The organism is Methylobacterium sp. Leaf93 (assembly GCF_001422345.1).
GTDB classification, from domain to species: Bacteria; Pseudomonadota; Alphaproteobacteria; order Rhizobiales; family Beijerinckiaceae; genus Methylobacterium; species Methylobacterium bullatum.
On the sequence record NZ_LMMS01000011.1, the window covers coordinates 25,883 to 49,644 of the forward strand.

The following is a 23,762-nucleotide window of genomic DNA, read 5'->3' on the forward strand; positions in this document are numbered from 1 at the left end:
TGTGAATGCCTTTAGCCTCAAGGGGAAGAGGGACGCGCTCTGCCGGAAGCGCCGCCGCTCCCGCCGCGACGCTCTCACGCATGTGAAGATTGAGCCACGGGGACGGACGGGGTGAAGCGGTCCCGGCATGGTTGCGCGGGCAATTCGAACGGCGTTAGACCCTGCGGGACCGTTATGGCTCCCGAGCGGGCGACGTTCGGCGGATGCGACGGCGGCGCAACCGGGCGTGGACGTCTCGGGCACCGACTGGACGGATGGCCGATCCGGCGGCCCGTGGAACCGAGTGAATGAGCCTTCTCAAACGCATCGGCCGGTCTCCGCCGGTTCAGAAAAGCCTCGGCTTTGCCGCCTATCACTACCTGCGCCTCGTGCGCGCCACGAACCGCTTTACGGTGGAACCGGCCGGGCCGCACCCATGGCTCGACGGGCTGTCGCCGTTCATCGCCGGGATGTGGCACGGCCAGCATACGATGATCTCGTTCATGCGCCGGCCGCAGGACCGGATCGCCACGATCATTTCGCGCTCGGCGGACGGCAACATCAACACCATCGCTCTCACCCGGATGGGGGTTCGCGTCATCCGGGCCTCCGGGGCCCGCGGCCGCGCCGTGCGGGACATCCGGGCGAAGGGCGGGGCGGAAGGCCTGCGCGCCATGATCCGCGCCCTGAAGGACGGTGAGAGCGTCGCCTTCAGCGCCGATGTGCCCAAGGTGTCGCGCCGATGCGACGTGGGCATCCTCACCCTGGCGCGCTTCTCCGGTCGGCCGATCATTCCCGTCGCGGTGGTGACGAGCCGGCACCTGCGCTTCAACAGCTGGGACAAGGCCTGTTTCGGGCTGCCCTTCGGCAGGGGCGCCATGGTCTTCGGCGAGCCGGTCCTCGTCCCGCGCGATGTCGAACCGGAGGAACTGGAGCGTTTGCGCCAGCGGCTGGAGAACGAAATGAACCGGGTACACGACCGCGCCTACACCCTCGTCGGGCGTCTCGACCGGGTCGTCGATCCGGTGGCCGGTTCCCTCGCCCTGGGGCCGTTTGCGTGAAGACGCCTCCCCTCACCATCGCCCTCCAGGCCTATCGCTACGGGCTCTATGTGGGTGAGCCGGCAGTGGCCGGCCTGCTGGCCTGGCGCTCGCGCAAGGGCAAGGAAGACCCCGGTCGCCTGCCCGAGCGCCGTGGCCTTGCCGGGCGAGCCCGCCCCACCGGTTCCCTCGCCTGGATGCACGGCGCCAGCGTCGGCGAGGTGCTCTCCCTTGTCGGATTGATCGACGGCATGATCGCCCGGGGTTTTAGTGTCCTCGTCACCACGGGAACCCGCAGCGCCGCCGAACTGATCGGCCGGCGCCTGCCGGCGGGCGCGGTGCATCAATACATGCCCCTCGACGCGCCGCGCTGGATCGAACGCTTCATCGAGCATTGGCAGCCGGACCTGGCGCTGGTGGCGGAATCGGAGATCTGGCCGAACACGGTCATCGCCCTGCACCAGCGCGGCATCCCCCTCCTCCTCGTCAACGGCCGGATGTCGGAACGCTCGTTCAAAGGCTGGGCGCGCTCGCCGCGCACGGCGGAGGCCCTGCTCTCCCGCATCGCCATCTGCCTCGCGCAGACCAAGGACGATGCCGAGCGCTTCGAACGGCTCGGCGCGCCGCGCGTGAGCATCGCCGGAAACCTCAAATACGATTCGGCCGTGCCCCCGGCGGACGAGCAGCAGCTCGCCTATCTGCGCGACGTCGTCGGCGACCGGCCGGTCTGGGTCGCGGCCAGCACCCATCCGGGCGAGGATGTCACGGTGGCCGAGGCCCACGCGGCCCTGAGGGCGAGACTGCCGAACCTCCTCACCATCGTCGTGCCGCGCCATCCCCACCGCGGCGTGGACGTCGCGGAATGCGCCACCGCCGTCGGCCTGCGGAGCGCCCTGCGCTCGCGCGGCGGCCGCCCCCATGGCGGCGTCGATCTCTACGTCGCCGATACGCTCGGGGAACTGGGGCTGTTCTACCGCCTCGCCCCGCTGGTGTTCCTCGGTGGCTCGATGACACGGCGCGGGGGCCAGAACCCGATCGAGCCGACCCGCCTCGGCGCGGCGATCCTGCACGGGCCGAACGTCCAGAACTTCGCCCAGGTCTATCGCGCCCTCGACGCGGCCGGTGGGGCGATGATGGTGGCGGATGCCCGGGAGCTGGCGGAAGCCGTGGGCGATCTCCTCCTCGACACGCCTCGATCCCGCGCCATGGCGGATGCCGGCAACGCCGCCCTGCGGCCGTTCGAAGGGGCGGTGGAGCGAACGCTCGCGATTCTCGACCCCTTCATCGCCCAGATGAAGCTCACGGCCATGGCCAGCTCCTGATGCGACCCCCGGCTTTCTGGGATGTTCCCGGTCATCCCCTGGGTCGGTTCCTGGCGCCCCTCGGACATCTCTATGGCTCGCGCGTCGCCGCCCGCATGGACCGCGCGGGCGAGCGGGCGGCCTGCCCCGTCATCTGCATCGGCAACTTCACCCTGGGCGGGGCGGGCAAGACCCCCACCGCCCTCGCTGTGGCAGAGATGCTGAGGAGGATCGGCGTGGAGCCCGCCTTCCTGACCCGTGGGTATGGCGGGCGCCTTGCCGGCCCGGTGGCGGTGGATCCGACGCGGCACACCTCCCTGGACGTGGGCGACGAGCCGCTCCTCCTCGCACGTGGTGCCCGCACGATCCTCGCCCGCGACCGGCCCGAGGGGGCGAGGCTCTGCCGAGCTCTCGGTGCCGATGTGGTGGTGATGGATGACGGGCTTCAGAATCCGAGCCTCGCCAAGGATCTGTCCCTCGCGGTGGTCGATGCCGGCAGCAGCATCGGCAACGGCCTGGCCTTTCCCGCCGGCCCTTTACGGGCTCCGCTCGCGCGGCAATGGCGCCATGTCCACGGCCTCGTCGTCATCGGCGAAGGCGCCCAGGGCGAGGCATTGGCGGCAGAGGCGGTGTCGCGGGGGCTGCTGGTCCATCGGGGCAAGCTGGTTCCGACCGCGCCGACAGCCGTCGTGGGAAAGCCCGTGCTCGCTTTCGCCGGGATCGGTCGACCGCAGAAATTCTTCGAGACCCTGGCCCAGGCCGGGGCCAGCGTCATTGAGACCCGGACCTTTCCGGATCACCACCCCTATGGTGCAGCGGACCTCGCCGCGCTCGCGGCATGGGCCGACGCCCTGGGCGCGATGCTGGTGACGACGGAAAAGGACATGGTGCGCCTCCCGGCGGATTTCGCCGCCGGGGTGACGGCACTCGGCGTCATCCTTCGGTTCGACGACGAGGGGAGCCTCCTCGCCCAGCTGCGCCACGCGGGCGAGGCGTTCAGCCCGGCGACCGCCCCAGCTCGGCCAGGCGCTTCATCACCGCCTCCGGCGTGATGTAGGCCTCCTGCAGTTCGGCGCTCCAGTAGCGAAGACTGTCGAGGGCGATCGGCTCGCCGGTCACCGCGCAGCGCACGAAACTGCCTGGCTTCACGATGCGCATGGTGCCGTCGCCATACTCCACCGTCGCCTCGCCGGAGGCTTTGCGTTCGAACCGACCCAGCATGTCTCGCCCGCTTCCCAACTGAGACCATCGAAGGAGCGTTCTAGGATCGTGACGGCGCCATGTCGATGACGTTCGACGGTGATCGAAAGGGCGTCCGATGGCGCTCGAACAGGGGGTCCGATGGCGCTCGACAGGGGGGTGGCGTTCCTGTTCTAACGGCACGCGGAACCTCCCACCGGACCCGATGCGATGACGGACACGATCGGCGCGGACCTCGCGGCTCTGTTCGAGGCGGCCGCCGCTGCTAAGTCCCTGGCCTACGCGCCTTATTCCGACTTTCCCGTCGGCGCGGCCCTGAGGGACGAGCACGGCCGCCTGCATGCCGGCTGCAACGTCGAGAACGCCGCCTACCCCGTCGGCACCTGCGCCGAAGCAGGCGCCATCGCGGCTATGGTCGCCGGCGGCGGACGCGCCATAACCGCCATTCTCATCATCGGAAACGGCCCAAATCTGGTGACGCCATGCGGCGCCTGCCGCCAGCGAATCAGGGAGTTCGCCGCACCCGGAACGCCGATCCACATCGCCGGACCGGAGGGCATCCGGCAGAGCTTCACCCTGCAGGCGCTGCTGCCGGATTCCTTCGGCCCAGACAATCTGCACCGCAAGAACCCGCGCGCCAATGCCTGACGCAGCCATCTCCCTCGCCACCGATACCGTCCGGCGCCACGGTTTCGTCGGTCCCTACGAAGCCGCCGTCGTCACCGGCACGGGCCTCGGACTCGTCGCCGGCAAGCTCGAAGACGGCCTCTCCCTCGCCTATTCCGACATTCCAGGCTTTCCCTCTCCCGGCGTCACGGGTCACGGCGGCACCCTCCACACTGGTCGCCTCTCCGGGCGGCGGATTCTGGTCTTCGAAGGGCGGAGCCATGCCTACGAGACCGGCGACGCCGCCGTCATGAAGGTGCCGCTGGGCGTCGCAAAGGCGCTCGGCGTCCCGCTCCTTCTCCTCACCAATGCGGCCGGATCGCTGATGGCGCAGGCGGGGCCGGGCAGCCTCGTGGCGCTCAGCGACCACATCAATCTGTCTGGCCTCAATCCTCTGATCGGCGAGACGGGCGATGGCCGCTTCGTCCCCATGGTCGGCGCCTACGATGCGGCAGCCCGCAAGACCCTCCACGAAGCGGCGCAGGATTGCGGGATCCCATTGCACGAGGGTGTCTATGCATGGTTCTCGGGGCCCAGCTTCGAGACTCCAGCCGAGATCCGCATGGCGGGGCGCCTCGGCGCCGACCTCGTGGGCATGTCGACAGTGCCGGAGGCGATCCTCGCCCGGTTCTTCGGTTTGAAGGTCGCGGCGATCTCCGTGGTAACGAACTTCGCCGCCGGAATCGGAGACGGCGATCCGCATCACGACGAGACCAAGCGCGCGGCGGCCGCCGCTGCTTTCGACCTCGTCCGGCTCATCGACGCGTTCGTCGCACGGCTGTAGGAAAGGAGTATGATCGTCGATCCCCATCATTTGGACTCCGCCATTGCCCGGCGCGCCCTTCCTCTCCTCGATCTCACCGATCTCGGCGATTCCTGCTCTGATCAGGCTATTGCGACGCTCTGCGGAAAGGCCCGAGCGAGCTGCGTCGCCGCGGTTTGCGTCTGGCCCCAGCATATCGGGCGCTGCGTCGCGTTGCTGGCCGGTACGCCCGTCCGCATCGCCACGGTGATCAACTTTCCCGCAGGCGGCACGGATATCGAGCGCGCTGCGGAAGATACCGCCGAGGCGCTGCATGACGGAGCGCATGAAATCGACATCGTCCTACCCTATCGGGCGTTCCTTGCTGGCGACGCGCGGACGCCAACTGACATGATCGCCGCCGTGCGCGAGGTCTCTGGTCGCGCGATCCTCAAGGTGATCCTCGAATCCGGAGCGATGCCGGACGTCATGCAGATCACCGAAGCAAGCCAACTCGCCATCGCTGCGGGAGCGGATTTCCTAAAGACCTCAACGGGCAAAAGCGCCGTCTCCGCAACGCCGCAAGCCGCCGAAGCGATGCTCGCTGCCATCCGGGACAGCGGGAGACCTGTCGGATTCAAGGTCTCGGGCGGATTACGGACCGTGGCCGATGCCGCCCTGTATCTTGCCATAGCCGACAGGATCATGGGACCGGACTGGGTCGAACCGAAGACCTTCCGCATCGGGGCGAGCAGCCTGCACGATGCGCTGAGCCAAAGCCTCCGGGAGCGCGCCTGATGCTGCCGCAGGAGTTGATCCGGGCCAAGCGGGACGGACGCGTACTCACGGATGGCGAGATCACCGGCTTCATCTCGGGTCTCACTGACGGGCGGGTGACAGAAGGACAAGCCGCCGCCTTCGCGATGGCGGTGTTCTTCCGCGGCCTGTCGCTGCCCGAGCGCGTGGCCCTGACCCGGGCGATGACCCATTCGGGAACGGTGCTCGATTGGGACTTGCCCGGCCCTGTCCTTGACAAGCATTCGACCGGGGGCGTCGGCGATACGGTGAGTCTCGCCCTCGCCCCGATGGTCGCCGCCTGCGGTGGCTACGTGCCGATGATCTCCGGCCGGGGCCTCGGGCATACCGGCGGCACCCTCGACAAGCTCGCAAGCATTCCCGGCTACGACGCCACGCCTGGTCTCGACCGTTTCCGCAGCGTCACCCGTTCCATCGGTTGCGCCATCATCGGACAGACGGCCGATCTCGCCCCGGCGGATCGGCGCCTCTACGCCATCCGCGATGTGACCGGCACGGTGGAATCCCTCGACCTGATCACGGCGTCTATCCTCTCGAAGAAGCTCGCGGCCGGTCTCGGCGGCCTCGTGATGGATGTGAAGACCGGCTCCGGCGCCTTCATGGCGGGAACCGATGAAGCACGGGCTCTCGCCGAAAGTATCGTCGCCGTCGCCAACGGTGCCGGCCTGAAGACCGTTGCGCTCATCACCGATATGGACGCGCCCCTTGCCTCCACCGCGGGCAACGCCCTCGAAGTGGCCTATGCCGTGGATTACCTCACCGGTCGCTCCGGCGAACCAGCGTTCCATGCCGTCACCGTGGCGCTCTGCGCCGAGATGCTGCTGCTCGGCGGTCTCGCCACGGACATCGCCGAGGCGTCCCGAAAGGTCGAAGACGCCCGCGATTCCGGACGGGCCGCCGAGATCTTCGGGCGCATGGTTTCCGCGTTGGGTGGCCCTGCCGATTTCATCGAAAAGTCCGACCGGTATTGCCCCGTCGCACCGGTGGTCCGCGCGGTGAGATCTCTCACGACGGGCGTCGTCTCGCAAATCGAGACCCGCGAGATCGGGCTTGCCGTCATCGCACTGGGCGGCGGGCGCACTAGGCCTCAGGACGGCATCGACCCGGCGGTAGGTCTTTCGTCTCTGGCCCGTCCCGGAGATGCCGCCGACCTTCTCGGCATCGTCCATGCCCGCAACGAAACCCAAGCCGATGCCGCCGAAAGAGCTTTGCGGGCTGCTTACCGGATCACACCCGACGCCCCTTTACCGCGACTGGCCATCATCGAGCGGATAGCCTGAAGAGCTCGGCAGCCGGCACGCGCTGTGAAACGACGCCGCGCGCGTCCATTCCAGGGATCGACTGGCTTTGCCGACCGATTGCGAACGTGGAAAGCCGATGTGAGATCGATCCCTCGAACCATCCGCCATCCGACCGGCCGCGATGGGAGAGCAAAGAGCGAGGCCCCGGCGGATGAACCCGCCGAGGCCTTTCCACTAGAAGCGGTAGTGGCCGCCGTGGCGATGCCCATGATGGTGATGATGGTGGTGGTGACCCCAGCCATGGTGACGCGGACGCCATCCGTGATGGCCATGACCGCCCCAGCCGTACCCCCGGTGACCGCCCCAGCCATGGCGGTGATGTCCACCCCAGCCATGGTGTCTGCGATGGTGGTGGTGGTGACCGCCCCAGCCATACTGGACTGGGACAATGCCCGTCTGCGCTGGCTCGGCCAAGGCAACGGCCGGAGCAAGCGGTGCCGCCTGAACGATACCCGGCGCGATGCCGATGACGCCGAGGGCGAGTGCTGCGGCTGCGAGCCAACCCCTCGTCCGCTGTGCGAATGCGCGAAACGCCATGTCAGTCTCCATCGATTGCGACGCCGGGGCGATCCCGGCGCAGTGATCGAACGGTAGGAGCGATGGGCTGAACCGCGGATGAGCTACGTCTTCAGGCGACGTTCTGCGGCGGTCCCTCAGGGACGGCGGTAGACCCAGACTCGCGCTGGCGGCAGGTTGAGCCAAACCCGGCTGGACCGGCTGGCCGTGTAGCTACCCGCATCGCAACGCTCGGGGATCGGCGGCACCACCGCATAGGTGAACTGCACGAAAGGCGAGCCCGCATGCATGAGCGTATGTGTGGCGTTCAGAAGATCGAGACGCTGTTCCAAAGGCTTGGTGAACAGAGGCAGGCTGGAAACGGTAGCCGCAGCCTTCTCGGTGAGAAGGTCGCCGATGGTCTCGCGAATGTTGTAGGCGTCACCGCGCAGGATGGTGGCGCGTGGAAAGCGCTTCTGCAGTAGCTTGCAGAAATCCGGATTGTACTCGACCAGGACGAGCCGCTCCTGCTCGATGCCACGACGTATCAGGGCCTCGGTGACGGGACCGGTACCGGGACCGAGCTCGATGACGGGGCCGGGCACGCGGGGGTCGACGTAGGACGCCATCATGCGGGCAAGCATCTTACCCGACGGCGTTACCGAGCCGGTGACAAGCGGCCGCTCGAACCAAGATCGCAGGAAACGCGCCTCATCTTCCAGCGGCTCCCGCCGTTCACGGACCGATCCGGTGGCGGCATAGGCTTTAGCACTGGGTCGATGGAGCGGAGGCAAGATCCAATGTCCTCAGATCACGCATGGGGAGTTAAGGCTAGACGACGAAAGCCAGTGCCCGTCAAGGTCGAAGCTCAGCATAGGGCGGGAGCAACGCGTCGTGCTACTGGCGACGATGCAGCGCCGCCACAGCCACAACGGGAACCAGGCCGTTTCGATCCGCCGCCTGTGACATCGCAGAGCGTCACGACCGTGCAACACCGCTCAACCCATCGAAGAAATCGCGGACCTTCGAGAAAAACCCTGCACTTTCAGGGTGGTTCTCGTCCGATGCCGTGCTGGTGAACTCCTGAAGCAGTTCACGCTGGCGCTTCGACAGGTTCTGAGGCGTCTCGACGAACACCTGAATATAAAGATCGCCGACATCGCGGGACCGAAGAACCGGCATACCCTTGCCCTTGATCCGGAACTGCTTGGCCGTCTGCGTGCCTGCCGGGATGCGGACTTCGGTCTGCGATCCGTCGATTACGGGCACGGTGATCTCTCCAGATAGTGCAGCGATAACCATCGAGATCGGGACGCGGCAAAACAAGTCGGCACCATCCCGCTGAAAGAACGTGTGCGGCTTGATTGAGAGAAAGACGTAGAGGTCGCCGGCGGGGCCACCGCGCAGGCCGGTCTCGCCCTCGCCGGCCAGACGGATCCGCAAGCCGTCATCGACGCCGGCCGGGACGTTGATGGAAAGCGTGCGCTCCCGAGTGACACGGCCTGCGCCTGAGCAGTTACCGCACGGGTTGTCGATGATCTCACCACGTCCGTGACAGGCCGGGCACGTGCGCTCGATGGCGAAAAACCCTTGCGCCGCCCGCACGCGACCGTAGCCGCCGCAGGTCTGACACGGCTTGGGCTTGGAGCCGGCTTTCGCACCGCTGCCGGAGCAGACTTCACATGTGACGGCGGTGGCCATCGTGATCGTCTCGGTCTTACCGGCGAACGCGTCCTCGAGGGAGATCTCGAGATTGTAGCGCAGATCCGCACCACGTTCGCGCGTAGAGCCTCCGCGTCCACCGCGCGCACCGCCAGCGCCGGCCGCACCACGGCCATCGCCGAAGAAATTATCGAAGATGTCCGACATGAAGTCGCCGAACTCGTTCCCGAATCCCGGGCCGCCGGCGCCGCCCTGCTGGAACGCGGCATGGCCGAAACGGTCATAGGCCGCACGCTTCTGCCCATCGGTGAGCGTCTGGTAGGCTTCGTTGACCTCCTTGAACTTGAGTTCGGCCTCGGCGTTCCCGGGGTTGCGGTCCGGGTGGTAGGCCATGGCGAGCTTGCGGAAGGCGACCTTCATCTCGCCGTCTGTCGCAGTCTTGGAGACGCCCAGAACCTCGTAATAGTCCCGCTTCGACATACCCGCCCTCAACGTCCCCCGGCGCGCCCGCCTCTACGGAGGGCCGCACCGTCATCCCACCAGACATGACGAGGGACCGGATCGCTCCGGTCCCCCTCCTTCTTTGAGACGAGCGTTATGCCCGCTTCTTCTGGTCCTTGTCATCGACTTCCTGGAAGTCTGCATCGATGACGTCGTCCTTTTTGGCCTCGTGGCCCTCGCCACCCTCGGCCCCGCCTTCGGGCGTCTGGCTGCTCGCGGCGTACATCGCCTCGCCCAGCTTCATCGACGACTGCATCAGGTCCGTGGTGCGGGACTTGATGACCTCGACGTCGTCACCCTCCAGTGCAGTGCGAAGAGCAGTCATGGAGGTCTCAATCGCGGCCTTGTCGTCGGCCGAAACCTTGTCGCCATACTCCTTGACCGACTTCTCGGTGGCGTGGATCAGGCTTTCGCCCTGGTTCTTCACCTCAACCAACTCACGACGCTTCTTATCCGCCTCGGCATTGGCCTCGGCGTCCTTCACCATCCGATCGATGTCGGCATCCGACAGACCACCCGAAGCCTGAATGCGGATCTGGTGCTCCTTGTTCGTTGCCTTGTCCTTAGCCGTCACGTTGACGATGCCGTTAGCGTCGATGTCGAAGGTCACCTCGATCTGCGGCATGCCGCGCGGGGCTGGCGGGATACCCATCAGATCGAACTGGCCGAGCATCTTGTTGTCAGCCGCCATCTCGCGCTCACCCTGGAAGACCCGGATGGTGACAGCGTTCTGGTTGTCTTCGGCCGTCGAGAAGGTCTGCGACTTCTTCGTCGGGATCGTGGTGTTGCGGTCGATCAGACGGGTGAAGACGCCGCCCAGCGTCTCGATGCCGAGCGACAATGGGGTCACGTCGAGAAGCAGTACGTCCTTGACGTCGCCCTGGAGCACACCGGCCTGGACCGCCGCGCCGATGGCCACGACCTCATCCGGATTGACGCCCTTGTGGGGCTCCTTGCCGAAGAAGGACTTCACCACCTCCTGGATCTTCGGCATGCGGATCATGCCGCCGACCAGAACCACCTCGTCGATCTCGGAGGCCGAGACGCCGGCATCCTTGAGCGCCTTGCGGCAGGGCTCGATGGTGCGCTGGACGAGGTCGTCCACGAGGCTCTCGAACTTGGCGCGAGAAAGCTTTAGCGCCAAGTGCTTCGGCCCCGTCGCATCGGCCGTGATATAGGGCAGGTTGATCTCGGTCTGTGTCGCCGAGGACAGCTCGATCTTCGCCTTCTCGGCGGCCTCCTTGAGGCGCTGAAGGGCGAGCTTGTCCTTCGTCAGGTCGATGCCCTGCTCTTTCTTGAACTCGGAGGTCAGGTACTCGACGACGCGGTTGTCGAAGTCCTCACCACCGAGGAAAGTGTCGCCGTTGGTGGACTTCACCTCGAATACGCCGTCACCGATTTCCAGGATCGACACGTCGAAGGTGCCGCCGCCGAGATCGTAGACCGCGATCGTACCGGTCTTTTTCTTGTCGAGGCCATAGGCCAGAGCGGCCGCCGTCGGCTCGTTGATGATGCGCAGCACTTCGAGGCCGGCGATCTTGCCGGCGTCCTTGGTGGCCTGACGCTGGGCGTCGTTAAAGTAGGCGGGAACCGTGATGACGGCCTGCGTCACCGGCTGGCCAAGATGCGCCTCGGCGGTTTCCTTCATCTTCTGAAGCGTGAAGGCTGAAATCTGCGAGGGGGAATACTTCTTGCCGTCGGCCTCGACCCAGGCATCGCCATTGTCGCCGCGAACGATCTTATAGGGGACGAGACCCTTGTCCTTTTGCGTCATCGGATCGTCGTAGGTGCGACCCACGAGACGCTTGATGGCGAAGAACGTGTGTTCGGGATTGGTGACCGCCTGGCGCTTGGCCGGCTGGCCGACGAGACGCTCGCCGTCGTCGAGGAAAGCGACGATGGACGGCGTGGTGCGCGCGCCTTCCGCGTTTTCGATGACCTTGGGCTGCGTGCCTTCCATGACGGCCACGCAGGAATTAGTGGTGCCCAGATCGATGCCGATTACTTTACCCATGGCGGGATCCCTCTCATGTCATTTGGTCAAGCAGACCGCCGAGCCCCGAAGCGGCCCGGCCCATGGCGGTGAAGAACGAAAGATTGTGAGAGCGGAATTCGAACCAGCCAAAGCGCCTGAAACGCGCTCATCCAGGTCTTAATCCCGCGTCCCGCCGGATATAAGAAGGGTGATGCGGAGCCGCAAGGCGAAGCACCGCGAACGGCCACGCCGATCCTATCTCCCTCGCCGACCAAGACCTTTGCGTCTGGAATGGCAGGTATCCGGCGCCTTGGACCTCAAAAATGTTGCAGGGACGCCACGTCAGCGCCATCGATCACATGCTAGGTTCGAGCATGGAAGACCAGCTTTCGGACCGTCAACGCGGATCGAAGGCAGGCTCGCCGTACGAAGCCTCGGCCCCAGATATGATACCCGCTTTCGAAGAAGCTGATGCGGGAACGAGAGCCCGCTGCACGTTCACTGTTCACCGGTCCGGTGCTGCGAGTTCCAGAGGCATGAAAGACCTGATGCGTCCGTCCCGAGGCCTACGCCTGCTCCCCGCCCTTCTCGTCCTGCCCCTCGTCGCCCTCCCGGCGCACGAAGCAGACGCGCAGAATTTTTTCGAGGAGTTGTTCGGCATCGGCAAGGCGGCCAAGCCTCCGGTGCCACCTCGCGGTGTGCCTCCGACCGGATCGCCTCAGCCTGGGACGCTGCTGCCGCCGGGCGCTTCGGGAGAACCTGCGCCGGAGACTCCGAAGGCTGCTCCGGCTCCCCTGCGACCCGTCGTTCTAAAGACGCCGAGCGATGACAACATTCTCGGCCAGGAACTCATGCTGAACGGCCTGACCGGCAGCCTCAAGATCGACAGAGCCGGCGGCGCGGCAACGGCACGGATCACGCTGCCCGGCACCAAGGTTTCGCAGCCGAACGAGACCTGCAAGGTTCCGCTCTCGGGCGGATCGCCGATCTCCCTTTCCTCAGAGGGTCGTCCTCAGGGCGTGGCGCGCTACGAGATCGCGGGCGGTGAATGCCCGCTCCGGTTCGAGATCCTGGAAGGCAGCGTGCTGGTTACGCCGCTGGGCAGCAACCGAGTCTGCAGTTTCACGGCCGCCGATTGTGCCACCACGCCGATCGGCCTGTGGGGGCCTGCTGCCGCGACGCTGATCCCCCGCTCCGCGGAATTCGATTCCGGACGAGGCGTCGCCGACAAGGCGGTTCGGGACAATTACAAGGTCATGACCCAGCGCGCCCGCGGGCAGGACGTCCGCACCATCGTCACCGAACAGGCGGCTTTCTCCTCAGACCGGGAGCAGACCTGCCGGACCTATGCCCGCGAGGGCGCCCATGGTTTCTGCAACGTGCGTTTCACCGAAGCCCGCGCCCTTTCCCTTGCCGCGCGTCTCGGTGCCAGCACGGCAACACCGACCGCGAGCACGACGCCTCGGCCGCGCAAGCCGAAGCCGGCGGTCGAAGGGATGAACCCAGACAGCGACGGCTCGCCAATCGGGGAATGACCCCCTCAAGCCGGTCCGTCAGGCCCGGCCTGCGCTGAAGGATAACATCGCTGGATCGATGCCATTGCTTCGCAAGGTACGCTCGTACTTGGTGTCGAGCGCAGAATTGAAGATCATGGCCGGATCGGCCGGACAGTTGAGCCAGCCATTTGCGAGGATCTCGTTCTCGAGCTGCCCGGCTTGCCATCCGGCATAGCCGAGGGCGAGCACCGCGCTCGCGGGTCCGGCACCGTTTGCGATGGCACGCAGGATTTCCACCGTGGCGGTGAGGCAGATCCCGTCGTCGATGATGAGTGTCGATTGGTCTATGTGAAAATCGTCGGTGTGGAGCACGAAACCGCGCTTGGCATCCACCGGACCGCCCATAAGCACGGGAATATGGCCGACCCTCTCGCGCAAGCGGATCGCATCGTCCTCGCTGGCGATATCGAGCTGAATTAGGAGATCCGGCATGTTCAGATCGTTGGCCGGCTTGTTGAGGATGATTCCCATCGCGCCGTCCGCCGAATGAGCACAGAGATAGATCACCGATCTTGCGAAGCGCTCGTCCGTAAGGCCGGGCATCGCCACCAGGAACTGGCCGTCGAGATAGGCGGAATCCGGATCTTGTCGCATTGCATCATGCTACCTGGGTGGGCTGGCTTGTCCAGCGCGGACTCGCTGAGGCTGAGGGTGGCCACCTCTCCATTCTGCTTTGATCGGGTCGCGACCCGCAGAAGGAATGTGGACGGCGCCCGCTTCTACGAGGCCCTCCTCGACACACCCATGGGCTCGGGGTAGACCCTTCTCGCCCACCGGGGGCCATCATGGCGCCGTTGGTCCATGGGGCCACGCGCGGTAACGAGAACCGGTCCTCAAGACCGGGCATGGGCTCCAGGCGATCTGAGGAGACGACGACGGATGACGATCCAGGTTGGCGACCACCTTCCCCAGGTGACCTTTCGCGTGAGCGGCGCCGGGGGCCCTGAGGCGAAGACCACCGACGACATCTTCAAGGGGCGCCGCATCGTCCTGATCGGCGTGCCCGGCGCATTCACGCCGAGCTGCCACCGCAATCATCTGCCCGGCTTCGTCGAGAAGCAGGAAGAGATCAAGGCACGCGGCGTCGATGCCGTCGCCGTCACTTCGGTCAACGACGTGTTCGTGCTCGAAGCCTGGCAGAAAGCCAGCAACGCCGAGGGAATCGAGTTCCTCGCCGACGGCAATGCCGAGTTCGCCAAGGCCATTGGCCTCGACATGGACGGTGCGGGGTTCGGGCTCGGCCCGCGCTCGAAGCGCTATTCCATGCTGGTCGATGATGGCGTGGTGCGCGTCCTGAACGTCGAGGAATCCCCGGCCAAGACCGAGATTTCCGGCGTCGACGCCCTGTTAAAGGTCATCTGAACGGTCACATGTCGCGGGGCCGCGGCATTGCAGTCTCGTCGAACATCCGGCTGAGAGCGACCACGTCCGCGTGGTTGCCAGATACGAGATCGGTGATGTCGCCGACGAGTAGCGCTTTGGTATGGCGGCAGGCGACGCCGTAGCGTCCAGCCATGCAAGTGCAGCGCAGACGCGGGCCGCTTGGGCGGTCCTCCAGTGTCACCGCGTAGAGTGCGCCACGACTTCCCCGCACGGAAAACCGCATCGCCGCGATCTGCGGGCCGGGCGCGCCGAACGATCGCGTTTCCCGCTCGACATAGCCGGCCGGCAGTTGCGTGATCGGGAGATGGATCGCCCTCGCCAGGGCGGTGATATCGGGCGCGCCATGCTCCCTTGCCGCCGCCAGGGCGATCTCCGCGCAGGCATAGGCGTCCTCGCCCGCATCGTGGTGCTCGAAGCGGATGCCGAGCCGGGCGGCGACCTTGCCGAGGCCGCATCCCTCCGGTGCGGGAAACACTTTTCGCGCGATCTGAAGGGTGCAGAGCGAAGTGAAGGCCGGAACTGCCATGCCATAGGTGTGAAGAGAGGCGCGTAGCACGCCCATGTCGAAGCCGGCGTTATGGGCGAGGACCAGCCCGGACGAGATGTCGGGTAGGAACTCCGCCATCACGTCTGGGAATTCCAGTTTCTGGCGGACATCCGCTGGCAGAATACCGTGGACCCGGATGTTGCCCGGAGAAAACCGCATCTCGCGCGGGCGGATCAAGCGTGATTCACGTCGCACCACCGCGCCGCCCTCGATCCAGGCGAGGCCAACCGCGCAGGCGCTGTCGCGCCGCTCGTTGGCCGTCTCGAAGTCGATGGCGAGCGTGGTCACGCCGTCTCCACCATGGCGAGCCAATCTTCCTCGCTCATTACTTTCACCCCGTGCTTCTCGGCATCCTTCAGCTTTGAGCCCGCGCCGGGCCCGGCGACAACGAGGTCGGTCTTGGCCGAAACGGAGCCCGAGACTTTGGCGCCGAGACGCTCCGCAGTGGCCTTGGCCTCGCCTCGTGTCATGCGCTCCAGGGTGCCGGTGAAGACCAAGGTCTTGCCGGCGAAAGCGGTCGCAGTGGCGGCCACCGCCATCGGCTCGGTCTTCACTTCTTCGAGCAGGGCGTTGACCGCATCGGCATTGTGCGGTTCGGCAAAGAACGCGATGAGGGAATCGGTGGCCACGGGGCCGATCTCGCCATCGTCGGCGAAGACCCGATAGGGATCCCCGGGACGCTGGTCACGGGCGCGGGCGACGGCCGCTTCCACGGCGGCCTCGTCGCCGTAATGGGCGATCAGGTTCGCACGCTGCGCCGTGGTCGGGCGCCGGCCCGTCACGACCTCGCTGCCCTCCGCCTCGGCCACGAAACCGAATTCGAGCAAGCGGTCCCGCGTCGTCGGTCCAACCCTCGGTACCGCCGAGAGTTCGAGCCAGTCCGGTCCAGCTTGAGCGGCGGCAGCGGCGGCAAGGGCCTGCATCAGGCTCGACATATCCGGAAAGCGTTTGGCCAGGGCTTTGGCGGTGGACTCGCCAATATGGCGAATGCCAAGGGCGAACAGGAACCGGTTGAGGGCCAGGCTGCGGCGCTCGTCGATGGAGGCGAGCAGGTTCTTGATCGCCTTGTCCTCGTCGTCCCCCTTCTTCTTCGCCTTTTTCGGTGGCGGCTCACCTTCGGCGCGACGCTCGGCCGAAAGCGCTTCTCGACGGGCGACGATGGCCTCCTTCAACGGCGCGAATTCCAGGCGGAACAGGTCAGCGGGTTGCTTGATGAGTCCGGCCTCGAACAGCACCTCGATATAGGTCTGGCCGAAGCCTTCGAGATCGAAGGCGTTGCGCGAGACGAAATGCTTCAAGCGCTCCAGTCCCTGCGCTGGGCAGATGAGCCCGCCAGCGCAGCGGCGTACCGCGTCGCGCTGTCCGGTGCGTGGATTGACCTCGCGGACGGCGCGGCTGCCGCAGGCGGGGCAGGTCTCCGGAAAGACATAGGGCTTCGATTCCGGCGGCCTCCGCGCAAGATCGACATCCATCACCTTCGGGATCACGTCGCCGGCGCGCTGGACGACAACTGTATCGCCGACGCGGATGTCTCGCCCGTCACGGATCGGCTCACCGTCGCCGCCGACGCCCTGAACGTACCCTTCGTTATGGAGGGTCGCATTCGAGACAACGACGCCGCCAACCGTCACCGGTTTCAACCGCGCGAGCGGATTCAACGACCCGGTCCGGCCGACATTGATCTCGATGGCCTCCAGGATCGTGAAGGCCTTCTGCGCCGCGAACTTATGCGCCAGCGCCCAACGCGGGCTGCGCGAGACGAAGCCGAGCCGGCGCTGCAACGCGAGATCGTCGACCTTGTAGACGATGCCGTCGATGTCGTAGCCGAGACCGGCGCGATCCTCCTCAATGGCGCGGTAATGCGCCAGCATGGCATCCGCGTCGGCACAGAGCACCGTACGGTCGTTCACCGCGAATCCCCATGAGGCGAAGGCGGCGATCATCCCATGCTGCGTCGTCTCCGGCATCTCCGACATCTCGCCCCAAGCGTAGGCGAAGAATTTCAACGGCCGCGAGGCGGTGATCCGGGAATCGAGTTGGCGAAGGGACCCGGCCGCCGCATTGCGCGGATTGGCGAAAAGCGCCTTTCCTGCCGCTTCCTGGCGAGCGTTGATGGCGGCGAAATCCGCGTGCGAGAGATAGACCTCGCCGCGCACCTCGCAGATCTCCGGCCAGCCCATCCCCTCCAGCGTCTCGGGAATACCGGAGACGGTTCGCGCATTGGCGGTCACATCCTCTCCGACCTCGCCGTCGCCGCGCGTGGCCGCCGTGACAAGCCTGCCTTCGACGTAGCGCAGAGAAAGGGACAAGCCGTCGATCTTCGGCTCGGCGGTGAAGGCGAGCGGCTCATCGGGCAGGTTGAGGAAGCGACGGACGCGGCCCACGAAATCGTGGACTTCCTCGTCCGCAAAGGCATTGCCCAGCGACAACATCGGCACCGCGTGCCGGACCTTGGCGAATTTTTCCGAGGCCTTTGCGCCGACGGAGGCGCTTGCCTGTCCGGTGCCGGCGAGATCGGGGAAGCGGGTCTCGATCGTCTCGAAACGGCGCCGGAGGGCGTCGTATTCCGCATCCGTGATCTCGGGCGCATCCTCTCCATGATAAAGCCGGTCGGCCTCCGCGATCTGCTCCGACAGGGCAGCGTGCTCGGCGCGAGCCTCCTCGGCACTCATGGCATCGATCGGGGCGGGCAAGGCGGAAGCTGGCATGAACGCGTTTCACGGCTTTGGCTGGGGCGCCGCGGGCTTTACCACATCCGGGCGGGGCGACGGGAGGCCCCGGAGATGCGCCGCGACGGTACGGCGGATAGGTAACCTTCAGCGGTAGTCATACGAATGGAAAAGGCGGTCTCGCGCGAACGTGTGGCCGGGCCACCCCATTTCGTCCCCTCGCTCGCCTACCTGAGGGCGAAGACTTACTCGCTGACGGACCCTGATGCCTGCCAAACCCGCTTTCTCCGCTCCCTGGCATGACCGCGCCGGCCGCGTCTCGGGCCTGAAACTCGCGACATTCCTGTTCGCGCTGGCGCCGGGGATCTGGCTCTCCGCCGCCTATGGGTTCGACGCCCTTGGGCCGAAGCCGATCACGGCCCTCATCCACAGCACAGGAGAGTGGGCGGTGCGCTTCCTGCTGCTGTCGCTGGCGGTGACGCCGCTGCGGCGGATCGCGAACTATCCCAAGCTCATCCTGGTCCGGCGCATGCTCGGCCTCACCGTCCTTGCCTATGGCATCGTCCATCTCGGCCTCTACATCGTCGACCAGAATTTCATCCTGTCGAAGGTCGTGAGCGAGATCGTCTCGCGGTTCTACCTCACCATCGGCTTCGTGGCTCTGCTGGGCCTTGCCGTCTTGGGGATCACCTCCACGGACGGGATGATCCGCCGTCTCGGTAAGGCTTGGCCGCGCTTGCATAAATCCGTCTACGTCATCGCGGTGCTCGGCCTGTTCCACTATTTCCTTCAGGCCAAGATCGACGTGTCGGCGCCGGTCTACTGGACGGGCCTGTTTCTTCTGCTCATGGGGTGGCGGGAAATGCAGCGCTTCCGCCTGCCGATGAACGCGATCACCCTGCTCGGCCTCGCCATCGCGGCCTCCCTCGTCACCGCCCTGGTGGAGGCGGCGTGGTATGGGTTCAAGAGCGGCGTGCCTGCCGGCGCGGTGCTCGGAGCCAACCTCGAATTCTACGATGGCCTGCGCCCGGCCTGGTGGGTGCTCATCAGCGGCATCGCTCTGCCGCTGCTCAACCTCATGCGGCCCGCCATGAGTGGGGGCGGCAAGGGCAGGCCTGTCTCCCACCAGTCCGGGCGGGAAGCGGTCCAGGCGCGCTGAGTGCTTGCGACAGGCGAATCCCTCGCGCACAAGCTCAGCACCGTCTCGGTGAGTGGGCGTTTCGAACGTGAGGGAATTCCAGCGATGCGTGTCAGGCTTCTTGGAGCGGCTCTCGTCCTGACAGCCCTTCTGCCGTCCTTCGCCATGGCGGAATGCGTGAAGGCCGTGCCGCCGGACCCGGCGACACGCCCGACGAAGCCGACCGCGCCCGCGAAGCCCGCCTGCCTCGACGCCAAAGGCGGATGCCCTGGCTGGGAGGCCTACACGTTCAACGACACGGTAAAAGCCTACAACCTGCAAATCGCGGCCTATCGTCCCCTCGCCGAGGCCTATGTGAAGGCGCTGAACGCCTATGTGAAGGCGAGTAGCGACTACGCGCAGTGCGAGGTGAAGGCGCTGCAATAGGGGGCGTCTTCGCGGACCCGTGACGACCTCCCTCGCTTGACCCTCTCCGGGTGCGATGCCACAGCCTGCGGCATCGCCAGCGCCAGACAGGATGTCCGATGTCCGCTCCCCTCGACCTTCTCGTCCTCGGCAATGCCATCGTCGACCTGATCGCGCGGACGGATGAGAAATTTCTCGAACAGCAGGGCGTCCCCAAGGGCGCCATGCAGCTCATCGACGAGGACCGGGCGGAGAGCCTGTTCTCGGTGATGGGACCGGCCACCATCGTTTCCGGCGGCTCTGGCGCGAACACCGCGGTGGGCGCGGCTCTCCTCGGCGCGAAGACCGGCTTCATCGGCAAGGTCCGCGACGACGAGCTCGGCGGTCTTTTCGCCCATGATCTCAAGGCGACGGGCGTCTCCTTCGCGGTGCCGGCCGCGTCCGAAGGCCCCGCCACCGCCCGCTGCTTCATCCTGGTGACGCCGGACGGCGAGCGCACCATGAACACCTATCTCGGTGCCTGCCAGGGCCTGTCGCCGGCCGATGTGGACGAGGCCACCGTGGCGAGTGCCCGCACCGTCTATCTCGAAGGTTATCTCTGGGACCCGGCGGCGGCCAAGGAGGCTTTCCGCAAGGCCGCCAAGATCGCCCACAATGCCGGCAACGCCGTCGCATTGACATTGTCCGATGCGTTCTGCGTCGGCCGCTACCGCGACGAGTTCCTGGGCCTCATCCGTGACGGCAGCATCGATATCCTGTTCGCCAATATTGGCGAGTTGAAGAGCCTCTACGAGACGGACAACGAAGAAGCGGCCGTCAAAGCTTTGCGTGACGAGCGCAACCAGCGCGGCATGCATCTTCTCGGCCTCGTCACCCGCTCCGCCGAGGGCGCGATGGTGGTGAAGGGCGGCGAGATCCGCTCCATCGAGGCCGCACCGGTGCATGAGGTGGTGGATACGACCGGCGCCGGGGACCTGTTCGCGGCAGGCTTCCTCGCCGGCCACGCCCGCGGACTCGATTATGTATCGAGCGCCCGGCTCGGAGCGCTGGCGGCGGCGGAGGTGATCCAGCATATCGGCGCCCGGCCGCAGCACGACCTCGTGGCCCTGGCCAAGGCGCGTAATCTTCTCTGAAATCACCGCCATAGCACCCCCCTTTCGACCGCCATCGGACGCGATTTCCGACGAAGCGGCGGATGGGTCCGATTCCGGTGCAGAAGGCCCGCAAGAGCGGGCCTGCGAGGCTCAGCCGAGCAGCCGCTCGAACAGCGATCTGACCTCGGCGCGGCGTTCATCGAGTTCCGCCGCCAGGGTCGCGGCGTCGGGCAGGCCCATGGCGAGGGCGAGCCGCGTCAGCGCCACCGACGCGCCCGCCTTCGATTCCGCCTCGCCCATCAGACGCTGCCAATGGAGCACGTCGTCGAAGAGGCGATAGGCCTCGCCGAGCCGACGCGCCTCGTTCACCGGCAGAAGCCCCCCATTGCCGGCCTCGGCGAAGACGGAGGATGCATCGAGGCCGATGAGACCGGGATGACGCTCGGCATGGGCAAGGGTCAAGGCCTGGGCCATGAAGTCGAGATCGAGCAATCCTCCGGGCGCCAGCTTTAGATCGAGCGGTCCCGCAAATCCTTTCTCGCCGGCCACGACCTGGCGCATGTCGCGCACCGCGCGGTAGACCTCCGCCGTCTCGCGCGTCACGCCGACGATGGTCCGGATCTGCCCCATCACCTCGTCGCCGAGGCTTCGGTCCCCAGCGACGACCCGGGCGCGGGTGAGCGCCATATGCTCCCACAGATCGGCCTCCCCCTGCTGATAGGGGAGGAAACTTCGCACCTGCACCGCCACGGGCCCCTGTCCGCCGCCGGGGCGCAGGCGAAGATCGACCTCGTAGAGACCGCCGCGCCGGGTCAGCGCGGTCAGCGCCGCGACGAGACGTTGCGTCAGCCGGTTATAGGCCATGACCGCATCGATCGCCTTCGGCCCGAGACTCGTCCGGTTCTCCGCATCGAAATCGTAGAGCACGACGAGGTCGATGTCGGATTCCGCCGTCATCTGGTTGGCCCCGAGCCGCCCGAGGCCGAGGACGACGCAGCGCCCGCCGGGCACCTCCCCATGCTCGGCGAAGAACTGGCGCGAGACCGCGTCGAGGCTGGCCTCCACCACGGCATCGGCGATGCCCGCATAGGCCCGCCCCGCCGCCTGCGGTGAGAGGATGCCCGTGAGCAGCCGCGCCCCGGTGACGAAGCGTAATTGCCGCGCGGCGTCCCGGCTTCGGTCGAGGAAATCCTCGTAGGCCGCCGGCTTGCCGACCAGCCCGTGATATTGCGCGGCGATGTCCTCGGCATCCACCTTCGGCACGACGAAGGCCGGGTCGATCACGGTGTCGAGGACATGGGGGCTGAAGGCGACGGTCTCGGCCAGGCGCGGAGCGCTTCCCAACAGGTCGGCGAAGAGCAGGCGCAGACGATCGTTCGAGCGCAGGATGGTGAGGAGTTCCACCGCCGCCGGCATCCGCGCGAAGGCCCGGTCCAGGGTATCCAGGGCCACATCGGGGTTTGGCGTACCGCCGAGCGCCTGCATCAGGGCCGGAACGAGTTCGGTGAGAACCTCGCGGGCACGCGCCGTGCGGACGGCGGGGCGACGGCCGAAATGCCAGCCGCGCACCGTCTCGGCCACGCGCTCGGGATCGGCGAAACCCAGGGTCCGGAGGGTGGCGAGGGTCGCGGGATCGTCGTCCGTCCCGCTGAAGACGAGGTTCCCGACGGAAGCCGACAGGTCCGGTTCTGCCTCGAACAACAGCGCGTAATGCGCCTGCACCCGGCGGGCGTGGTGCAGTAGTTCCGTCTCGAAGGCCTTGGCGTCGGCGAAGCCGGCGAAACGGGCGAAGCTCTCGAGCCCCGCCTCTTCGGTCGGCAATCGTTGCGTCTGCTCGTCATTCACCATCTGCAGGCGGTGCTCGACGGTACGCAGGAAATCGTAGGCTCGGCCCAGCTCGTCGCGCGCGGTGCCGTCGATCCAGCCTTCCTCGGTGAGCGCCGCCAGCATCGCGATGGTGCGGCGGCCGCGCAGGTCCGGCCGTCTCCCGCCGAAGACCAGTTGCTGGGTCTGGACGAAGAACTCGATCTCGCGGATGCCGCCGCGCCCGAGCTTGATGTCGTGCCCGGCCACCGCGATCGTGTCGTGCCCGCGCACGGCATGGATCTGGCGCTTCATCGCATGCACGTCGGCGATGGAGGCGAAGTCGAAATACTTGCGCCAGACGAAGGGCCGCAAGCCCGTCAGGAAGAGTTCGCCCGCTTCGATGTCGCCGGCGATCGCGCGCGCCTTGATGTAGGCGGCGCGCTCCCAGTTCTGGCCGAGATTCTCATAATAGAGATAAGCCGAATTCAGCGAGATGGCCGTCGGCGTCGATCCGGGATCGGGGCGCAGGCGATAATCGACGCGGTGAGCGTAACCCTCGGCGGTGCGCTCCTGCAGCAGCTTGGCGATCCCCTGCGCGAGTTTGGAGAAGAACGGCGTCGGAGCCAAGCCTTCCTTCAACCGCGCGATATCGGGATCGAAGAACACGACGAGGTCGATATCGCTGGAATAGTTGAGCTCGCCGGCCCCGAGCTTGCCGAGGCCGAGGATGACGAGGCCGGATTTGAGCTGCGGGCTCGCGACGTCATGGGGGTGAAACCGCCCGGCCGCGGCTGCCTGCAACAAAAGAGCTTCGGCTGCCGCATGGACGGAGGCATCCGCGAAATCGGAGAGCGCCCTGGTCACCGTTGCCAGGGGCCAGAGCCCGCCGATATCGGCCAGGGCCACGAGAAGGGCATGGTCACCGCGGTTGCGTCGAAGCTCGGCGGCGACGGCGTCGAGGTCGCGGACCTCGCCGGATTCCTCGCGTGCGGCGGAGCGCTGCCGGGCGATGAGGTCGGCAACCACGCGTTCGGGCGGTCTCTCCAGCATCGCGGCAACGCGCACGGGGTCCCGCACCACACGCTGCCAGAGAAAGGGAGAATGGTCGGCGAGGCCGAGTAGCAGCGCTCGTCCCGCCTCGTCGAGATGGGGGAAGAAGGCCTCGACCTCTCTGAGCCGTGCCGCCGCACGCTCGGGATCCATCAGGACGGGCGCCCTCGTCAGGCGCTGAGTCAAAGGCGCTTCCTCGGTCACTGGCTGTCCTTTCCCGGCTCAGCGGGTTCAGCAAAAGCGGGCACTGATTTTACGTCAGAAAACGCATGACACTTCAAAAGCCTAAGCTCGTGGTGGAAATCTGACGGACGGCAACCGCCTTGAGCATCCGGGATGGGTGGAGGCTGTGTGAAAAGAGCGTCTGGTGATTAGGCCGGCCTGACATCGCGGAAGGTTGCCCTGAGGTTTTGCAGGACACGCGGGTCGTTGGTGG

Annotated in this window: 21 protein-coding genes; 13 read left to right on the forward strand and 8 right to left on the reverse strand. The window is 66.4% G+C overall.

The features are described 5' to 3' along the window. Positions 1-287 precede the first annotated feature (287 nt). The 3 genes from ASF26_RS08505 to lpxK are packed head-to-tail and all read left to right on the forward strand — an operon-like array spanning position 288 to position 3,372. Positions 288-1,040, forward strand: coding sequence for a lysophospholipid acyltransferase family protein (locus ASF26_RS08505; RefSeq protein ID WP_056252182.1), 753 nt, complete (start codon positions 288-290; stop codon positions 1,038-1,040). After that, on the forward strand, positions 1,037-2,341 hold the full coding sequence (locus tag ASF26_RS08510; protein WP_056252185.1) for a 3-deoxy-D-manno-octulosonic acid transferase: 1,305 nt from the start codon (positions 1,037-1,039) through the stop codon (positions 2,339-2,341). Before ASF26_RS08505 ends, ASF26_RS08510 begins: the two co-directional genes overlap by 4 nt. Then, the gene (gene lpxK, locus ASF26_RS08515) at positions 2,341-3,372 is read left to right on the forward strand and encodes a tetraacyldisaccharide 4'-kinase (RefSeq protein WP_056252188.1); all 1,032 of its coding nucleotides are present in this window, start codon (positions 2,341-2,343) and stop codon (positions 3,370-3,372) included. Before ASF26_RS08510 ends, lpxK begins: the two co-directional genes overlap by 1 nt. Here lpxK and ASF26_RS08520 read toward each other — a convergent pair. Beyond that, positions 3,317-3,541, reverse strand: a complete 225-nt coding sequence (locus ASF26_RS08520) for a DUF2093 domain-containing protein (RefSeq protein ID WP_018042140.1) — start codon at positions 3,539-3,541, stop codon at positions 3,317-3,319. The two genes, lpxK and ASF26_RS08520, sit on opposite strands and share 56 nt — an antisense overlap. A gap of 189 nt (positions 3,542-3,730) precedes the next feature. On the opposite strand from ASF26_RS08520, the gene ASF26_RS08525 reads away from it, so the two are divergent. From ASF26_RS08525 to ASF26_RS22625, 5 genes are all read left to right on the forward strand, one after another. Then, the gene (locus ASF26_RS08525) at positions 3,731-4,168 is read left to right on the forward strand and encodes a cytidine deaminase (RefSeq protein WP_056252194.1); all 438 of its coding nucleotides are present in this window, start codon (positions 3,731-3,733) and stop codon (positions 4,166-4,168) included. Then, positions 4,161-4,970: a purine-nucleoside phosphorylase gene (locus tag ASF26_RS08530; RefSeq protein WP_056252197.1), complete on the forward strand. Its 810-nt coding sequence runs from the start codon at positions 4,161-4,163 to the stop codon at positions 4,968-4,970. Before ASF26_RS08525 ends, ASF26_RS08530 begins: the two co-directional genes overlap by 8 nt. Positions 4,971-4,979: 9 nt before the next feature. Continuing rightward, positions 4,980-5,726: a deoxyribose-phosphate aldolase gene (gene deoC / locus ASF26_RS08535; RefSeq protein WP_056252199.1), complete on the forward strand. Its 747-nt coding sequence runs from the start codon at positions 4,980-4,982 to the stop codon at positions 5,724-5,726. Further along, positions 5,723-7,024: a thymidine phosphorylase gene (gene deoA, locus ASF26_RS08540; RefSeq protein ID WP_056252202.1), complete on the forward strand. Its 1,302-nt coding sequence runs from the start codon at positions 5,723-5,725 to the stop codon at positions 7,022-7,024. The genes deoC and deoA overlap by 4 nt, the downstream gene beginning before the upstream one ends. A 228-nt stretch (positions 7,025-7,252) precedes the next feature. Continuing rightward, positions 7,253-7,639, forward strand: coding sequence for a hypothetical protein (locus ASF26_RS22625; protein WP_156462921.1), 387 nt, complete (start codon positions 7,253-7,255; stop codon positions 7,637-7,639). 59 nt (positions 7,640-7,698) lie between these two features. Here the strand turns inward: ASF26_RS22625 and ASF26_RS08550 are convergent, their stop codons facing one another. From ASF26_RS08550 to dnaK, 3 genes are all read right to left on the reverse strand, one after another. Further along, positions 7,699-8,334 carry an rRNA adenine N-6-methyltransferase family protein gene (locus ASF26_RS08550; protein WP_056150144.1) on the reverse strand — a complete coding sequence of 212 codons (636 nt, stop codon included), beginning with the start codon at positions 8,332-8,334 and terminating at the stop codon, positions 7,699-7,701. A gap of 184 nt (positions 8,335-8,518) precedes the next feature. Continuing rightward, a complete protein-coding gene (gene dnaJ, locus ASF26_RS08555; RefSeq protein ID WP_056252209.1) occupies positions 8,519-9,682 on the reverse strand; it encodes a molecular chaperone DnaJ in 1,164 nt (387 codons plus the stop codon). A gap of 115 nt (positions 9,683-9,797) precedes the next feature. Next, the gene (dnaK, locus tag ASF26_RS08560) at positions 9,798-11,717 is read right to left on the reverse strand and encodes a molecular chaperone DnaK (protein WP_056252212.1); all 1,920 of its coding nucleotides are present in this window, start codon (positions 11,715-11,717) and stop codon (positions 9,798-9,800) included. A 509-nt stretch (positions 11,718-12,226) separates the two neighbouring features. Between dnaK and ASF26_RS08565 the strand changes: the two genes are divergently transcribed. Beyond that, positions 12,227-13,213, forward strand: a complete 987-nt coding sequence (locus ASF26_RS08565) for a hypothetical protein (RefSeq protein ID WP_056252215.1) — start codon at positions 12,227-12,229, stop codon at positions 13,211-13,213. Between the two features lie 18 nt (positions 13,214-13,231). Here the strand turns inward: ASF26_RS08565 and ASF26_RS08570 are convergent, their stop codons facing one another. Then, positions 13,232-13,828 (reverse strand): YqgE/AlgH family protein, encoded by a 597-nt coding sequence (locus ASF26_RS08570; protein ID WP_018042130.1) that lies wholly within the window; start codon positions 13,826-13,828, stop codon positions 13,232-13,234. A 285-nt stretch (positions 13,829-14,113) separates the two neighbouring features. Here ASF26_RS08570 and ASF26_RS08575 point away from each other — a divergent pair, with 285 nt between their 5' ends. After that, positions 14,114-14,596, forward strand: coding sequence for a peroxiredoxin (locus ASF26_RS08575; protein WP_018042128.1), 483 nt, complete (start codon positions 14,114-14,116; stop codon positions 14,594-14,596). Positions 14,597-14,600: 4 nt separating this feature from the next. On the opposite strand, the gene ASF26_RS08580 is transcribed toward ASF26_RS08575, so the two are convergent. Both ASF26_RS08580 and ligA read right to left on the reverse strand, forming a co-directional pair. Further along, positions 14,601-15,452, reverse strand: a complete 852-nt coding sequence (locus ASF26_RS08580) for a 3'-5' exonuclease (RefSeq protein WP_056252219.1) — start codon at positions 15,450-15,452, stop codon at positions 14,601-14,603. Next, positions 15,449-17,872, reverse strand: coding sequence for an NAD-dependent DNA ligase LigA (gene ligA / locus ASF26_RS08585; protein WP_056252223.1), 2,424 nt, complete (start codon positions 17,870-17,872; stop codon positions 15,449-15,451). The genes ASF26_RS08580 and ligA overlap by 4 nt, the downstream gene beginning before the upstream one ends. A 226-nt stretch (positions 17,873-18,098) precedes the next feature. Between ligA and ASF26_RS08590 the strand changes: the two genes are divergently transcribed. The 3 genes from ASF26_RS08590 to ASF26_RS08600 all read left to right on the forward strand — a co-directional run bounded on the left by ASF26_RS08590 (position 18,099) and on the right by ASF26_RS08600 (position 20,509). Then, positions 18,099-18,992, forward strand: coding sequence for a protein-methionine-sulfoxide reductase heme-binding subunit MsrQ (locus ASF26_RS08590; protein WP_056252227.1), 894 nt, complete (start codon positions 18,099-18,101; stop codon positions 18,990-18,992). A gap of 84 nt (positions 18,993-19,076) precedes the next feature. Continuing rightward, complete coding sequence (locus tag ASF26_RS08595; RefSeq protein WP_056163004.1) at positions 19,077-19,397, forward strand: hypothetical protein; 321 nt, start codon at positions 19,077-19,079, stop codon at positions 19,395-19,397. Positions 19,398-19,495: 98 nt separating this feature from the next. Next, positions 19,496-20,509 (forward strand): adenosine kinase, encoded by a 1,014-nt coding sequence (locus ASF26_RS08600; protein WP_056252230.1) that lies wholly within the window; start codon positions 19,496-19,498, stop codon positions 20,507-20,509. 111 nt (positions 20,510-20,620) lie between these two features. Here ASF26_RS08600 and ASF26_RS08605 read toward each other — a convergent pair whose 3' ends face one another. Beyond that, the gene (locus ASF26_RS08605) at positions 20,621-23,479 is read right to left on the reverse strand and encodes a bifunctional [glutamine synthetase] adenylyltransferase/[glutamine synthetase]-adenylyl-L-tyrosine phosphorylase (RefSeq protein WP_056252235.1); all 2,859 of its coding nucleotides are present in this window, start codon (positions 23,477-23,479) and stop codon (positions 20,621-20,623) included. Positions 23,480-23,762: the final 283 nt, after the last annotated feature.

Excerpts from the sequence above, each read along its gene's own strand:
- ASF26_RS08505 (WP_056252182.1), top strand. The coding sequence starts at position 288 with ATGAGCCTTCTCAAACGCATCGGCCGGTCTCCGCCGGTTCAGAAAAGC.
- lpxK (WP_056252188.1), top strand. The coding sequence starts at position 2,341 with ATGCGACCCCCGGCTTTCTGGGATGTTCCCGGTCATCCCCTGGGTCGG.
- ASF26_RS08520 (WP_018042140.1), bottom strand. The coding sequence starts at position 3,541 with ATGCTGGGTCGGTTCGAACGCAAAGCCTCCGGCGAGGCGACGGTGGAG.
- ASF26_RS08525 (WP_056252194.1), top strand. The coding sequence starts at position 3,731 with ATGACGGACACGATCGGCGCGGACCTCGCGGCTCTGTTCGAGGCGGCC.
- ASF26_RS08530 (WP_056252197.1), top strand. The coding sequence starts at position 4,161 with ATGCCTGACGCAGCCATCTCCCTCGCCACCGATACCGTCCGGCGCCAC.
- deoC (WP_056252199.1), top strand. The coding sequence starts at position 4,980 with ATGATCGTCGATCCCCATCATTTGGACTCCGCCATTGCCCGGCGCGCC.
- ASF26_RS22625 (WP_156462921.1), top strand. The coding sequence starts at position 7,253 with ATGATGGTGATGATGGTGGTGGTGACCCCAGCCATGGTGACGCGGACG.
- dnaJ (WP_056252209.1), bottom strand. The coding sequence starts at position 9,682 with ATGTCGAAGCGGGACTATTACGAGGTTCTGGGCGTCTCCAAGACTGCG.
- dnaK (WP_056252212.1), bottom strand. The coding sequence starts at position 11,717 with ATGGGTAAAGTAATCGGCATCGATCTGGGCACCACTAATTCCTGCGTG.
- ASF26_RS08565 (WP_056252215.1), top strand. The coding sequence starts at position 12,227 with ATGCGTCCGTCCCGAGGCCTACGCCTGCTCCCCGCCCTTCTCGTCCTG.
- ASF26_RS08570 (WP_018042130.1), bottom strand. The coding sequence starts at position 13,828 with ATGCGACAAGATCCGGATTCCGCCTATCTCGACGGCCAGTTCCTGGTG.
- ASF26_RS08575 (WP_018042128.1), top strand. The coding sequence starts at position 14,114 with ATGACGATCCAGGTTGGCGACCACCTTCCCCAGGTGACCTTTCGCGTG.
- ligA (WP_056252223.1), bottom strand. The coding sequence starts at position 17,872 with ATGCCAGCTTCCGCCTTGCCCGCCCCGATCGATGCCATGAGTGCCGAG.
- ASF26_RS08590 (WP_056252227.1), top strand. The coding sequence starts at position 18,099 with ATGCCTGCCAAACCCGCTTTCTCCGCTCCCTGGCATGACCGCGCCGGC.
- ASF26_RS08595 (WP_056163004.1), top strand. The coding sequence starts at position 19,077 with ATGCGTGTCAGGCTTCTTGGAGCGGCTCTCGTCCTGACAGCCCTTCTG.
- ASF26_RS08600 (WP_056252230.1), top strand. The coding sequence starts at position 19,496 with ATGTCCGCTCCCCTCGACCTTCTCGTCCTCGGCAATGCCATCGTCGAC.
- ASF26_RS08605 (WP_056252235.1), bottom strand. The coding sequence starts at position 23,479 with ATGGATCCCGAGCGTGCGGCGGCACGGCTCAGAGAGGTCGAGGCCTTC.